Source organism: Vibrio sp. Vb2960, assembly GCF_033337665.1.
GTDB classification, from domain to species: Bacteria; Pseudomonadota; Gammaproteobacteria; order Enterobacterales; family Vibrionaceae; genus Vibrio; species Vibrio alginolyticus.
The window spans coordinates 1-14,825 of sequence record NZ_JAWORD010000004.1 but is presented as its reverse complement, the minus strand read 5'-3'; the positions used below and the strand labels follow the sequence as shown (position 1 = coordinate 14,825).

Sequence of the window (14,825 nt, the reverse complement as noted above, 5' to 3'; positions counted from 1 at the left end):
CCTAGCAACTATCAGGCACTAGCATGCGGCTCGGATAAATGCCGCAAGCTTCTCACTAGCATGCTGTTCACTCAATGCAGACATATCACCCGCGGCTTCCACTTTACCATCCGCCACAAACACAAAGTGGCTGGCAATCGCTTTGGCATCGCTTAAATGGTGCGTGACCATCAATACGGTTATTCCCCGCTCTGCTGCCAGTTTTTTTACCAAGCTCAGCATCTCTTCACGCAACACCGGATCAAGCGCCGAGAACGGCTCATCCAACAGCCACATGGGATGAGGCTGAACAAAACAACGCGCTAAGGCAACACGTTGACGCTGGCCACCAGAAAGATGCTCTGGCAAACGGTCGAGGTACTCTGCAACACCAACTTGCTGCGCGGCTTGTTCAATCTGACGATTTTGGTCCACCGTAAGCTTTAGCCCTGGGTGTAAGCCCAAACCGATGTTGTCACGCACCGATAAGTGAGCAAACAAATTGTGCTCTTGGAACAACATAGAGAACGGACGCAGATAAGGCTCTTTACGCACAATGGACTCACCATCAACACAAATATCACCACGGTCAGGATGGATGAATCCTGCCACCAACGCCAGCAAGGTTGACTTCCCTGCCCCACTTGGTCCCATCAGCGATACAATCTGTCCTTGCTCAATCGTTAAGTCAAAACGAAACAGTTCACGTTGGTAGGTGTACTGCACATCATCCAACACTAACATTACGCTCTCTCCTTCGTTTTCAATACTTTCTCAATCAAGGCAAAACAGCCCACACTCAACAACAATAGGGTCACCGATACCACCGCAGCTGCGTCCATCTGATAACTGCCAAGCAACTGGAACAAATACAGAGGTAAGGTACGAAACTCTTGTCCACCAAACAGTGCTATGGCACTTAAATCCCCTATTGCAAACATAAAGCTGATCGCAAACGCATGTGCAAACGGCTTGCGTAGCGCCTGCCACTCCACCACTTTAAACCGTTGCCAGCCACGCATGCCTAAGCTGGCACATACATACTGATACTGTTGTTCAATGTGCAGCATTGGCTGCGCTAGCGTTTTGATCACGTAAGGCAAAGCCATTAAACCGTTCACCAAAATCACGACAAAAAATGCCAAGCTAAAAACATCGGTAAATGCGCGCAGTAGTAAGAATAAACCGGTGCTAATCACCAGACCTGGAGTCACCAAAATAACGGTGCCGATTAACTCAATCTGATCGGCTCGCGTGTTTTTGTACTGCAACCGCCAACGGCGACTGGTCAATAGTATGGACACCCCTGCAGCGACCGCAAGCGCGCTAGCGACACAGGCGACTTTGAGGGAGTTCAATAGCGCAGACCAAAAACGCTCATCGGTTAATACTGTCCAAACTTGTTGGTTGATGCCACTCAGTAACACCATCAATAACGGCGGTATTACCAGTAAAAAGGCACCTATGATCCAAAAGCTATCCCAAGCTTTTGACCACCCATGATCCTTCGTTAAATATTGCTGTACCGATGTGCTTCCAGCACTGATAGAAACAGGCCTTGTTAACTTCTGCACTCCAATAGCAAGCAGTCCACATAACAGCATCTGCCACAGCGCCAATAACGCCCCAGCTTGTAAATCAAAATCAAACTTAATCGCTTGGTAAATGGCCAATTCAATGGTGGTGGATTTTGGCCCGCCCCCCAACGCCATTACAGTGGCAAAACTGGTAAAGCACAACATAAACACCAACCCACAAACGTGGGGAAGCTGCTGCCTTAAACGCGGCCATTCTACCCAGCGAAACTTATCCCAATGGCTCATCCCAAGATGCGCGCAAAGCTTATGCTGCTCGGCAGGAATAGACTCCAAGGCTTGCAGAAGCAATCGTGCCGCGTAAGGTAAATTAAAGAACACATGGGCGAGTAAAATGCCGTTCAAACCGTAAATAGAGAATGGCAGTTTAGTGTCGAAACTTTGCAACCACTGCGCCAACAAACCACTGTTGCCATAAATCGCTAACAGCCCAAAAACACCAACCAAAACCGGCAAAACCAGTGTCGATGCAAACAGCTTAAGCAGTAATGATTTACCAATAAATTGGCGACGCGAAAGTGCGTGCGCTACTGGAATGGCAAAGCCAACACTGAGCAATGTGGAAAGAAACGCTTGGTAGAAACTGAACTTGGTGACATGTTGATAGTACGGGTCGCCCCATACCACAGACACATCAAGTGAAGGGGCTTGAACAATCAAAGCACCTAGGGCAGAAATAACAAAGGTCGCGATGATCATCGCGACCCCTAAACCTATTTTTGGAACAGAATTCAAAGGTAAAACCTATCTCATTCAGATGAGGATGGAAACGTCAGCTAAAACGTCAATGCGCTTTGCCATTCGCGAATCCAAGACTTACGCATTTTTGCCACTTCATCAGCACTAAAGCTCAACGACTTGCTTGGAACACTCAAAGTTTCAAAACCTTTAGGTAACTCAACGTCAGTGACTGGGTACATCCAGTTACCCGTTGGCATCGCCGATTGGAACTCATCACTTAAAATGAAACTCATAAATTGATCAGCAAGTTCTGAGTTTTTTGCCCCTTTCACTTTGGCGGCTACTTCAACTTGCATGTAGTGGCCTTCAGCAAAATTCGCCGTAGCAAACTTCGAATCGTTTTCCGCAATTAAGTGGTACGCAGGTGAAGTGGTGTAAGAAAGCACTAAATCGGACTCACCATTGAGGAACATAGAATACGCCTCAGACCAACCTTTCGTGACCGTTACGGTTTTGCTCGCTAGCTTCTGCCACGCTTGCGTCACATCGTCGCCATAAATAGATTTCATCCATAGCATTAAGCCTTGGCCCGGCGTTGAAGTCCGCGGATCTTGGTAAATCACTTTCAGATCGTCGCGCGTTTCCACCAGCTCTTTCATGCTTTTCGGCGGATTAGCCAGTTTCTCTTTGTTGTACACAAACGCGAAGTAGCCGTAATCGTACGGTACAAACGTCGTGTCACTCCAACCGTTTGGTAACACTGTATTGGACGTATCTACATTGTGCTCGGCAAGCAGACCGGTTTTCTTCGCTTCTGCCATCAGATTGTTATCCAAACCTAATACGATGTCCGCTTTGCTATTACCGCCTTCAAGACGAAGACGATTCAGAATCGACACACCATCGTCCAACGCTACGAAGTTAACGTCACAGCCACATTTTGCTTCAAAAGCTTGCTCGATTTTAGGACCCGGCCCCCAATCTGCGGCAAAAGAATCGTAGGTATAAATAGTTAATGGGTTTTCAGCAGCAAACGCTGAAGTTGAAGTAATTGCAGCTAGGGCAATCAGATTTAGAGTGGGTTTCACTGCTCGCTCTCCATGAGTATTTCAGAGAAATAAGTTGAGCGGCACAGGGTTTGAGGCGGCTATTAAGGACTTCCAATATCCAGACTCAATTCCTACGCCAGCATTATCTGGTTCAGGTAATACGGGTCCCTAGTTAAACACTTAGGTCTCAGCGCCCCAATGCATTGATTGACTCAATGCTAAATGGGTTTGCTCCCCGATGAGTTGGATGGATTGTAAAGGTATTTGAGTGGTTACACAATCAGCTCACGAACGCTGGTCATAACCCCAACGAGGCACTAAACCTTGCTCAATACCTAAGTGGTCGAGAATTCTCGCCACCATAAAATCCACTAAGTCTTCAATGCTCTTTGGCTGATGGTAGAAACCCGGAGCCGCTGGCATGATGGTGACGCCCATTTGCGATAGCTTGTGCATGTTCTCCAGATGTAGCGTTGAAAATGGCGTTTCGCGAACCACGAGCAACAGCTGCCCGCGCTCTTTCATTACTACATCAGCGGCCCGTTCGATCAAGTTGTCCGACATACCATGTGCTATGGCCGCAACGCTTCCCGCAGAGCATGGGCAAACCACCATTTGCTTAGGTGCAGCAGAACCAGACGCAACCGGCGAGAACCAATCGTCTTTACCGCAAACGGTGATGTTATTTGGATTGCAGTTCAGGTGCTCTACCAATGCTTGCTGCGCCGCTTCTGGGCCACTTGGCAACTTAAGATTATGCTCGGTTGCCATCACAACACGAGCCGCCGAAGAAATCAGAACGTAGACATGATAATCCGCCGCAACCAAGCATTCTAAAAGACGAAGGCCGTAGGGAGCACCAGAAGCACCCGTTAATGCCAACGTGATGGCTTTTTTATGAGAGGGTTGTGTTTTGTTTTGCATATCAATCAGGCTTTTTGTTTTAACTGCTCAAGAAGTTTTCCGTGAATACCACCAAAGCCACCGTTACTCATGACTAGAATTTGGTCACCTGGTCGCGCACGTTCGACGATCTTGGCTACAAAGTTATCTATATCCGCATCGACAAACGCTGGCTGTGTGCATTGGTCGGCAATGTCTTGCACAGACCACTCGATATTATCTGGCTGGAACAAGAAGACTTCATCTGCACTGTGTAGTGACTCTGCAAGTGTGTTTTTGTGTACACCTCGCTTCATGGTGGCAGAACGCGGCTCCAACACAGCAAGGATGTGTTTTTCACCTACCTTGTTACGCAAACCACCGACAGTAAGTTCAATTGCCGTTGGGTGATGCGCAAAATCATCGTAAACCGTCACACCTTGTTCTTCACCTTTCAGCTCTAAACGGCGCTTGGTATTGATGAAACGCCCTAATGCCTGGCAAGCAAGATCCGGAGTGACTCCAACATGTCGTGCAGCAGCGATTGCCATCAGCGCATTATCCACATTGTGGTCACCCACCAAATTCCATTCGACGGTACCAACCTTCTCGCCTTGCAACGCAACGTCAAATTTTGAGCCATCAAGCACTAATTTGTGCGCTTGCCAGTCGCCATCAACACCTGAAAACTGCTTTTCTGTCCAGCAACCACGCTCGAATACATCCGCCAAAGCTTGGTCTTGCTTCGGAGCTAAGATTAAGCCATTGCCGGGAACCGTTCGCACTAAATGATGGAATTGGCGCTTGATCGCTTCTAGATCATCGAAGATATCAGCATGATCAAACTCAAGATTGTTCATGATTAAAGTGCGAGGATGGTAATGCACAAACTTAGAACGCTTATCGAAAAAAGCACTGTCATATTCGTCCGCTTCAACGACAAAAAACATGCTTTCACCCAAACGAGCAGACACTCCGAAGTTACCGAGTACCCCACCGACTAAGAAACCCGGTTGATAACCACAATCTTCAAGTATCCAAGCAAGCATGCTCGACGTAGTCGTTTTCCCATGTGTACCCGATACCGCCAATACCCACCGATCATGCAGCAAAAACTCGTTGAGCCACTGCGGGCCAGAGGTGTAACGCATGTTAGTGTTGAGCACATGCTCGACACACGGGTTGCCACGGCTCATGGCATTACCAATCACAACAAGGTCTGGTTGAGGGTCGAGTTGAGACGGGTCGAAGCCTTCAATAATTTCAATACCTTGAGACTCAAGCAACGTGCTCATCGGTGGGTAAACGTTGGCATCAGAACCAGTGACTTTATGCCCTAATTGGCGCGCTAAAATCGCAGCGCCGCCCATAAATGTGCCACAGATACCCAAGATATGAATGTGCATAAACTAAACCTTGTAATGCGTTCTTTAATGCTTTCATTATCGCGATTACCGCCTGAAAAGCGAGTGACTTTAGCCTTCTTCTTGCAGTCCCTTTCACAAATATGACAAGGTTGAACACAGACTGTACAACCTCTTGCTTACTGATGAATCCCTCAAACAAGTCTACAAATAAATTGAGATCTCAAACAGTTACTTCATTACCATTAAAAAGATCTGCGACTTAAACTTACATCCAGCGCAATCGTTTAACATCCATAAAGAGATGCTCACTTGCGCACTACCCCCAATGAAATGAAAATGTAAGGATTAACCATGTCAGGACTGCGCACCCTAGGCGAGTTCATTGTCGAAAAACAAGCGGATTTCCCCCACGCTAGCGGTGATCTATCATCCCTTTTAGCCTCCATTCGTTTAGCTGCAAAAATCGTTAACCGCGAAATCAACGCAGCGGGTCTCGGTGATATCACTGGTGCTGTAGGCACGGAAAATGTCCAAGGTGAAGATCAGCAAAAGCTCGATGTTTACGCGAACGATAAGTTCAAAGCCGCGCTTGAAGCTCGTGATCAAGTGTGTGGCGTTGCCAGTGAAGAAGAAGACGAAGCAGTTGCGTTCAATAAAGAACTCAACCAAAACGCCAAATATGTAGTATTGATGGACCCACTTGATGGTTCTTCTAACATCGATGTGAACGTCTCTGTTGGTACTATCTTCTCGATTTACCGTCGTGTTTCTCCAATCGGTACTCCACCAACTGAAGAAGACTTCCTACAACCTGGTCACAAACAAGTGGCTGCGGGCTACGTGATTTACGGCTCCTCCACCATGTTGGTATACACAACTGGTAACGGCGTAAACGGCTTTACTTACGACCCATCTATCGGCAGCTTCTGTCTTTCTCATGAAAACATGATGATTCCTGATGATGGTAAGATCTACTCCATCAACGAAGGTAATTACATTCGTTTCCCTCAAGGGGTGAAGAAGTACATCAAGTACTGCCAAGAAAACGTGCCAGAAGACGGTCGCCCATACACTTCTCGCTACATTGGCTCGCTGGTTGCTGATTTCCACCGCAACCTACTGAAAGGCGGTATCTACCTTTACCCAAGCACACAAAGCCACCCGCAAGGCAAGCTACGCCTGCTTTACGAATGTAACCCTATGGCATTCCTCATTGAGCAAGCTGGCGGCATTGCATCGGACGGCGTGAATCGCATTATGGACATCAAGCCTACTGAGTTGCACCAGCGTGTACCTTTCTTTGTGGGTTCGAAGAACATGGTTCGCAAAGTTGAAGAGTTCCTTGAACTGCACCGCGACGAAGAATAATTTCAGACCTTTGTCCAACGCGGCAGGTGTTTACCTGCCGCGTTTTTGTCGCTAAAGTGAAACGCGAATTTATCATCAGATGAAGCCGCTTTTGTGTGACTCATCGTTAATGAAAAGGAATATTCTAATGAGCTTAAACCATGTACCAGCAGGCAAGTCGCTGCCTGAAGATATCTATGTCGTTATCGAAATTCCTGCAAATGCAGATCCAATCAAGTACGAAGTAGATAAAGACTCTGGTGCTGTATTTGTCGACCGTTTCATGTCTGCACCAATGTTCTACCCATGCAACTATGGCTACGTGAACAATACCCTGTCTCTTGATGGCGACCCAGTCGACGTATTGGTACCAACACCATACCCACTCATGCCAGGTTCAGTCATTCGCTGCCGTCCTGTTGGCGTTTTGAAGATGACAGATGAATCGGGTGAAGATGCAAAAGTGTTTGCGGTTCCCCACTCAAAAATCTCGAAAGAGTACGAGCACATCCAAGATGTGGACGATATCCCAGAACTATTGAAAGCGCAGATCACGCAATTCTTTGAGCGTTACAAAGAGCTTGAAGCAGGCAAATGGGTGAAAGTGGATGGTTGGGCAGATGTTGCTGCCGCCAAAGCTGAAATCCTAGAATCTTACGAACGAGCTCAGAAAAAATAAGCATCACTGCTGATACAAAATTAAAAAGAGCTGCTCTAGGGCAGCTCTTTTGCTTTCATCTTACCTGTGTCAACTAGATAGGTGCGCCTGCTGAAGACATTCGTCCAGCGTCGTAGTCATGTTGAAAGAAGGGGTCAACATCATCACAAATGCCAAAATACGGCCGCCCGATAACACCGAGCATATAAGCACTTTGCTCACAATACTCTTGTTTGCCTTGCTGGTAACCCGCTTGATAAGCCATTATCAGTTCTGGCGTCGCATGGTTAACATCATCCAGCTTCGCAATTCGCTCCTCAGATAACTCCCGTAATCCATCTAAAGCTGACTGCCTACCAAACACTTGCCAATCGGTCACATTATTCGAAGTCGGTAGTGTTGTTTGTGCGCATGCAGCAAGAAGCAACGCCATTACTCCAATTACGAATGCTTTCATCGTGACTCCTTAGTGTTTAGCTCGTTGCTATTGATAATGTCAGTATAGCTCACACCTTTTGACACCAATCTCCGGAAGCGATTTCTTCGGTTAATTGCTCAGTATCTTGATATAAGTAGATCCAAGCTTGGCCAAAAGGCGTAACGATGCTCTCTCGGCGATATTCCACTGGCACATCTTCTAACCTATCTAGCTCAGATAAGGTTTCACTGTCAATCAGGTACACTTCACCTTGAATCGAGCGTTGCCCATCAGACAACGCTGGATAAGGGCCTAAGTCATACATTGCAAATTGAGCATCCGTTTCATGTAAACCAAGAAACTGCGCCGAGCGCAAATACTGATGGTTGTACTCTCCCTTGCGTAACGTGCCGTAGACAAAAATCAAATGCTGCATAACCACTCCTTAGTCATGACTGTGTATGCTTAGGTTAAAGCACTTTAATCGAACTCAAACTGATAGAGTAGGTCAACGGCGCTATCTACACCAGATACTGCTTCTAAATACAAGTCTTGCATCAATCGGTAACGCACAGTGAACTCACCTAGGGAGTTAAAGATGCCGACACCATATTTCACCTGCAAACCTGGCAGAATATAACCACTCACCGTCACTTGCGAATCATCGCCCGACCCAGCAGTGTCCAGCTGTAAATCTTGTACGCCAAAGGCTTCACCGATTTCACCAACCACACGACCACTCTTCGCCAAGCTTAAACCAATTAAGGTAGTCGTCATTGCATTACCACCGGCTTCACCATCAATATCTTGACCACGAAGTAGATAAGAAAGTGCATTGGCTTGGTTCATCGCGGGCTCTGAGAAAATTTCTATACTCGGATCAGATGCTGGGCCTGACACTTGTACCCCCGCAATGACATCATCTTGGGTATTGTCTGGATTACGAATCGCTTTGATAGACAAGTAAGGTTGATCTGGTGGACCATTCATCAGAATCTTACCTTCTTTAATCAATAAGTCCTGACCAAACGAACGATAAGAACCGTCGACAACATTCACTTCACCAACGATGAAAGGACCTTTGTCTTTTTGTGTCACGTTTAGGTTCCCTTTCAACCCACCTTTTAAACCAAAAGCGGCAAGTTGGAAGTCATCACCAATTTTAATGTTGATGTTCGTTTCCACATCAAACGGCATCGCAGCCACATCGTCCACTGGCTGCAAGTTTTTATCGAGAATAACGGTATCACTCGATACGCCTACCGCACTTGGTGGAAGCTCTTCGACGACAATTCTGCCCCATGGCAAATTAATATCACCCTCAATTTTCGCAAGCTGAGGGGTCACATCTATTGTCATGTCAGGCTCCACTTTGATTTTTACCATTGGAGGCAAATCAACATTGAGCTCTTTAGCAAATACACGCGCTTTAGTGCGCCAGTTCTGTAAGTCCTGCCAGTCGGCATCACCGGTAACGTTCAACTCACCATCCGGGGTTAAAATTCCGGCATCCAAGTCCGCTTGATGGCCTTTAAAGTTGATGACGACCTGCCCTGAGTTTATATCTATCGGTGTGACTTCACCCTGTAGCTTCATTTGGTCAATCAAGAACTGGCCGTTCACCTTCGGATGCATGACGTCACCTGATATCGCTAGGTCAGTATTCATGTTTGCTTTAAACAAGCTGTACTCACCAATCAACGGTGCCAAGAAATCCAAGTGGAACGTAGAGAGTGAAACCTTACCATCAATAGTGGGCTTTTCAGACGAGACATTCAGTAAAGAAACCTTACCAGACAAGTCACCGTTATCTTTCACATCAAATAGCCACTCGGCATCAAGCTTGTCTTTCGCTAATGCTGCTTTAAAGTTGAAGCTTTCCCAACCGACTTTAATTGGCTGTTCAAGCGCTTGTTCAACTTGGCCTTTTGGCATATTGACACTTAAGGTTACTTCAGGCTTTTTCTCTGGTGCCCATTTAGCAAAAGCCTGTGCATTAACCGAGCCTTGCAGCTTGGTTTCTGGCGGCAGGAATTGTTTGATTTGGTCAAAATCAAAATCATTGATAGCTAACTTCGCCTGGCCACTCTTACCGACACTAATGTCTTCGGTTAGACATACGCTCGACTCCGCTTGCAACCAACAATGCGCTTGAACGTTCGCGATCTGTTTGTCGATATTGACCTTCACCGCGGTCGATTTTTGCAACGCCCACGGGCCTTGTTGCGAGCTCAGCGTCAAGCGGCGCAGCGCCCCATTCCAAATCATTTCTGGTTTCTGCTGGAATGTCCCTTCAATTTCTAAACTGGTCGACACCAGGTCAGACACTACATCGAGCGTCAGTTGATGCAGTTTTTCATCCCCAGAGACTTCAAGGTCAGCACTATCAACTTTTATGTCGTCATAGGTAATGTTGTTCGCAATTAGGCTTATGTTCGCTTTTGGTGCTGGCAGAGGCTTCACATCACCCTTTAAGGTGATCGTTTCTACGTTCGCCTGTTGCTGCCAGTTTATCTGATTTAAAGCGAGATCAAGATTGATGTCTGGTTCTTTCAAGCTACCACGTAGTGCGACTTTACCTTGCATTTTACCTGCAAGATCCGGAACACTTTTCGCAAAATCAGGGAAGTTAACCTCAACATCCATCAGAATTTGCTTATCGATCTTACCCTTTGCACTGAGTTGGTTTGGACCATGAGAAAGCGCTAAACCCTGAGTGGTAAGTTGGATGTCTTCGCCTTTGCCGTTTTTATCAGACGCTTCAAGTTGCCCTTCAACATTCAGCGGATAACCTCGCAAAATGCCGTCAATGTCTAACTTAGGCAAACTGACTTGCCAACCGCCTTGTTCTGTTAACGACCCCGAAGTCGAAAGATTACCGCTAATATCCCCTTCGGCTTCTTTCCATTTTAAACCTGGTTGAATGTTTTTCAGGTTTAAGTCAGCTTGCCAGTTGATTGGCGCGGCCCAATTGGCCATGACTTTCCCAGAGAGTTCGCCCCCTAAGGTTTTCACTACAAGGCTTTCGAGGTCAATTTGCTCTAACGTACCTTTGCCGTTTAGTGCGACATCAACGGCGGGAATATCTTTGCCTGACGCTTTGGTTTCTAATGCGACTTCATAGCCATCAAGTGAGCCTTTTGCCACCAAGCTTGGTACAGAAACCTGGTAATCGCTTTGTCCAAATAGCGGCCATTGCGCCTGTACATTTTTAATCACGACATCAAACGGTAACTGCGTTTTAAGCGGTTGAATATCACCTTTGATCTCCGCTTGTACAAGCTCAGAAAGCGTAGCATTTAGTGACAAATCACCAACCGAACCCGAGACCGAAAGCGACAGTTTTTGTCCCTTCGCATCCGCTTGCTTCACTAACGCGTCCAGTTGCGCTTTGATAGGGTAATCAGAAGAAAGCGTCACTTGTGTGCTCAACTTGCCTTCCACTTCTGGCATGTCGAGCTCTAACGTTTTGACATCAACACGTTCACCGCCTGCTCTTGCAACCAAACCAAGATGATTGACGATCACTGGCGTTTCACCCGCCAGTTTGAAATTGTGAATATCAAGACGACGCGCTTCAACCGTCAGTGGAATCCATACTTCGGGTAACACAATATCTTGCGGCGTAACGTCAGTTTCTTTCGGCTCCTCGGCAGCCGCTTCAGGTTCAGCCTCACTTGGTGCTAAAGCCACATTAATGTCTTTCAACGCGGTAGGTGCGATCACCAAACGATCACCCTGCATCGACAAAGCGGTCGAGAATGTTTGCCAATCAATTTGATTGCCCAGCACATTGACATTGATGTCATTAAAGCTGACTTTATTAACAAAAATTGGCACTGGCGTACTGATAGAACGCAGTGGTGGTGTTTCCTCTTGCTCCTCGCTTGCTGGCGGTAGCTCTGGCATCTTAAAGTCAAGCCCCTGCAGTCTTAACTCATCGACACAGACCTTAGGGTCAAAGAAACAGCGGAAGTTCACTGCCAAAGCTAAACGCTCGACTTTGGCGTCGATATTCAAAGACTCATCGACAAAACTGACGTTATGCAGTTCGAAGCGAGGAAACAATGAACCCTGCACTTTTTCAATCTGCAATTGTGGTAATGCTTTTTCAGCTCCCCACAAGGCAAATTTGAGGCCTGGGTGGGTAAACAAAACTGTCGCGACAATAATGATGAGCAACAGCAATAGACCAATCAAACTGAGCGACAGCCATTTGGTCCACTTAAACATCATTTTGATCATAGCTCAGGCCCCAATGAGAAGTGGATACGAAACTCTCGTTCTGGTTTTGCATCCAACCCCCATGCAAAATCAAAACTAACAGGGCCCACCGGAGACGCCCAGCGGATACCAACACCAGCACCTGATTTCCAATCTGGTGTTTCATTAAACGCATCACCAATATCGTAAAACGTTGCAGCCCACCAGTTTCCATAAACACGATATTGGTATTCTAATGTACTGCTAACAATGTATTTACCACCCGTCAAAGCACCACTCTCATCCACAGGTGAAATAGATTCATAGCCGTAACCACGAATATTATTGTCACCACCTGCGAAGAAACGCAGCGACGGTGATAGCTTTTCAAGTTCATCGGTAATATTCGCACCACCTTCTAAGCGGAACAAACCACGATGATTCTCTCCAATACCACGAATCCAAGAAGTCGAGCCAATTAAGCGGAGCACTCTAGTTTCAGAAAGCATAGCGGTATCACCATACTCAATAGTGATGCTTTGCTTGTCTCCCCACATTGGCATATTGCCCCCTCGAACCCTAGTCCGAGAAAATGTCGCACCTGGAAGTACGAAGTTGAATTCATCATCTTGTAAACCTTGCGTAAAGCTCTCGTACAAATGACGAACATAAACGGTATTATGCCAACCACCGTCTGCTAACCAATGACGCTCCACTGCAAGGTTAGACTCGATACTCTGCGTGTCACGGTTGTCTAGGTTTTTAAGCCCATATTGAACTTGATAATAATCGTTAGCGACATCTTCTAAAGGAATTTTGTAAGAAGCAGTCACGGTTTGCTCTGGCTTAGATAGGGATAAAGCAGTGTTGAAACTGTGTCCTCGGGAGCTCACCCAAGGTTTCTTCCACTTCAACGTTCCTCGAACGCCGACATCCGTTGAGTAACCAATACCCGTCTCGATCTGATTCTTCGAAGCAGGAGATAAAGACACTTTAATTGGCAAGTCTCGGCCATCATCAAGCCTATCCAATTCAGGCTCAACAAAAACTGAGGAAAACCACTCCGTATTTGATAGCTTCTGATTAAACTCGCCCAGCTTCGAAACGTTGTATGGGTCCCCTTCTTTAAAAGGTTGTAATGATGCGACACGGTCTTCCCAGATGTGGTTGCCAATAAAAGAAACGTCGCCAAAATTGAAACGTATTCCACTGCTGTAGTGCAAACGGACATTAGCTTCGTTCAGATCAGGGATAACCTCTAATCGACTTAGCGTAAACTCACCATTGAAGTAACCACGCTGAAGCGCCAAGTTACGAATGCCTGACTTAAGGCTGTCGTATTGGCCTTGATTCAAAACTTGACCAACTTTGAGCGGAGAGCGCTCAATAAGTTTTGCAAACTCTTCATCGTCCTTGGCCTCTCCAGTGATGACCACATCCATGACTTTCACTTTCACTGGCAAGCCCGGCTTGATGAGCACAATTAACTCATCATTCGCTTCAGGAATAGAGTATGAAATTTTTGCATGATAATACCCAAGCGCGTTAAGCGCTTCAGTGATACTTTGATCTAATCTCGCTTGAAAACGCAGAGAAGTGGAGTAATCCTTCTCTGGAATAGATGATAGATACGCACTGACATTCTCTTCTAAAGCGCCATCAATGCCTTTCAAAGTCAAAGAAACATCGGCATAGGCACCATGAGAAAAGGCAAACAGGCCAACAATGGTGGGGAGAGCTTTTTTTATCATGCTTTTATGGCTGAATGAGGTTAAGTAAACGTAAATAATGATAACGCCAATTAGATTCTAAGTCTGTAATATTAATAGGTTTAACGCGGTCTATGTCATCACAGCATCAGATACAGACGAAATGAAAAAGTTCGCAAATTTAAGACACGTATTGAAGGACAAATACCATGCTCAACAAACAAACATTGATCAGTATAGAAGATGCCTTGCCAGGTAGAGATCAACCAATGCAGATTGACGATCATCATTTTGTAAACAAATCTAACCTAAAGGCGCCTCTGGCGTCACACCAACAGCAGATTTTGCTCGGAATGGGCTGTTTTTGGGGCGCTGAGCGCGTATTTTGGCAACTCGACGGCGTTGTATCTACTTCGGTCGGTTACGCTGGGGGGTACACACCCAATCCCACCTATGAAGAGGTCTGTACAGGTAAAACGGGTCATACAGAAGTCGTACGAGTCGTTTTCGATGAACGCGTCATCTCATTAGAAAAGCTACTGGCTGTTTTTTGGGAAAAACACGACCCAACTCAGGGAATGCGTCAAGGTAACGACTTAGGTACTCAATATCGTTCTGCAATTTACACTTATTCGACGGAGCAGCTCGAGAGCGCAGAGAAATCGAAACTCTTGTATCAACAAGCACTGCAAGAAGAGCAACGCGCGAACATCACCACCGAAATACAACCAGCAGGTCCGTATTACTTTGCGGAAACCTACCACCAGCAATATTTGGCGAAAAACCCTGATGGTTACTGTGGCATCGGAGGAACGGGAGTTTGCTTCCCACCAAGCCTCCAAGGATAAACCTAACCAGCAGTAAATTACCACCTTCTAAAGAAGGTGGCTTTGTGTGAGCCCCCTAAAAGGGGGCCTTTGTTTAGTCCAGCGCCAAT

General features: G+C 46.4%; 12 protein-coding genes and 1 riboswitch. Of the genes, 3 read left to right on the top strand and 9 right to left on the bottom strand.

Annotation, left to right across the window (positions count from 1 at the left end; all coding sequences use genetic code 11):
- Positions 1–18: 18 nt before the first annotated feature.
- The 5 genes from thiQ to mpl all read right to left on the bottom strand — a co-directional run bounded on the left by thiQ (position 19) and on the right by mpl (position 5,592).
- Complete coding sequence (gene thiQ, locus R7O03_RS04535) at positions 19–723, bottom strand: thiamine ABC transporter ATP-binding protein (protein WP_005379648.1); 705 nt, start codon at positions 721–723, stop codon at positions 19–21.
- Positions 723–2,309 (bottom strand): thiamine/thiamine pyrophosphate ABC transporter permease ThiP, encoded by a 1,587-nt coding sequence (gene thiP, locus R7O03_RS04530; protein ID WP_017820277.1) that lies wholly within the window; start codon positions 2,307–2,309, stop codon positions 723–725. The genes thiQ and thiP overlap by 1 nt, the downstream gene beginning before the upstream one ends.
- A gap of 41 nt (positions 2,310–2,350) precedes the next feature.
- Positions 2,351–3,343, bottom strand: coding sequence for a thiamine ABC transporter substrate binding subunit (thiB, locus tag R7O03_RS04525; RefSeq protein WP_104978741.1), 993 nt, complete (start codon positions 3,341–3,343; stop codon positions 2,351–2,353).
- 72 nt (positions 3,344–3,415) lie between these two features.
- Positions 3,416–3,552, bottom strand: a riboswitch (TPP riboswitch).
- Between the two features lie 37 nt (positions 3,553–3,589).
- Positions 3,590–4,228, bottom strand: coding sequence for a flavin prenyltransferase UbiX (locus R7O03_RS04520; protein ID WP_025768362.1), 639 nt, complete (start codon positions 4,226–4,228; stop codon positions 3,590–3,592).
- A 5-nt stretch (positions 4,229–4,233) separates the two neighbouring features.
- Positions 4,234–5,592 carry a UDP-N-acetylmuramate:L-alanyl-gamma-D-glutamyl-meso-diaminopimelate ligase gene (gene mpl / locus R7O03_RS04515; protein WP_225473405.1) on the bottom strand — a complete coding sequence of 453 codons (1,359 nt, stop codon included), beginning with the start codon at positions 5,590–5,592 and terminating at the stop codon, positions 4,234–4,236.
- 312 nt (positions 5,593–5,904) lie between these two features.
- Between mpl and fbp the strand changes: the two genes are divergently transcribed.
- The gene (fbp, locus tag R7O03_RS04510) at positions 5,905–6,921 is read left to right on the top strand and encodes a class 1 fructose-bisphosphatase (protein WP_005383114.1); all 1,017 of its coding nucleotides are present in this window, start codon (positions 5,905–5,907) and stop codon (positions 6,919–6,921) included.
- A 127-nt stretch (positions 6,922–7,048) separates the two neighbouring features.
- Positions 7,049–7,579 (top strand): inorganic diphosphatase, encoded by a 531-nt coding sequence (ppa, locus tag R7O03_RS04505; RefSeq protein WP_005379635.1) that lies wholly within the window; start codon positions 7,049–7,051, stop codon positions 7,577–7,579.
- Between the two features lie 73 nt (positions 7,580–7,652).
- Here ppa and R7O03_RS04500 read toward each other — a convergent pair whose 3' ends face one another.
- From R7O03_RS04500 to R7O03_RS04485, 4 genes are read right to left on the bottom strand one after another with little or no spacing between them, the layout of a single operon-like run.
- On the bottom strand, positions 7,653–8,015 hold the full coding sequence (locus tag R7O03_RS04500; protein WP_042522443.1) for a DUF2799 domain-containing protein: 363 nt from the start codon (positions 8,013–8,015) through the stop codon (positions 7,653–7,655).
- Between the two features lie 49 nt (positions 8,016–8,064).
- Positions 8,065–8,412 (bottom strand): gamma-glutamylcyclotransferase, encoded by a 348-nt coding sequence (locus R7O03_RS04495; RefSeq protein ID WP_005379626.1) that lies wholly within the window; start codon positions 8,410–8,412, stop codon positions 8,065–8,067.
- Positions 8,413–8,456: 44 nt separating this feature from the next.
- Positions 8,457–12,221, bottom strand: a complete 3,765-nt coding sequence (locus R7O03_RS04490) for a translocation/assembly module TamB domain-containing protein (RefSeq protein WP_225473404.1) — start codon at positions 12,219–12,221, stop codon at positions 8,457–8,459.
- Entirely contained in the window at positions 12,218–13,930 is a 1,713-nt protein-coding gene (locus R7O03_RS04485) for an autotransporter assembly complex protein TamA (protein ID WP_005383121.1), read from the bottom strand. Before R7O03_RS04485 ends, R7O03_RS04490 begins: the two co-directional genes overlap by 4 nt.
- A gap of 167 nt (positions 13,931–14,097) precedes the next feature.
- Here R7O03_RS04485 and msrA point away from each other — a divergent pair, with 167 nt between their 5' ends.
- A complete protein-coding gene (gene msrA, locus R7O03_RS04480; protein WP_005379620.1) occupies positions 14,098–14,736 on the top strand; it encodes a peptide-methionine (S)-S-oxide reductase MsrA in 639 nt (212 codons plus the stop codon).
- Positions 14,737–14,825 lie beyond the last annotated feature (89 nt).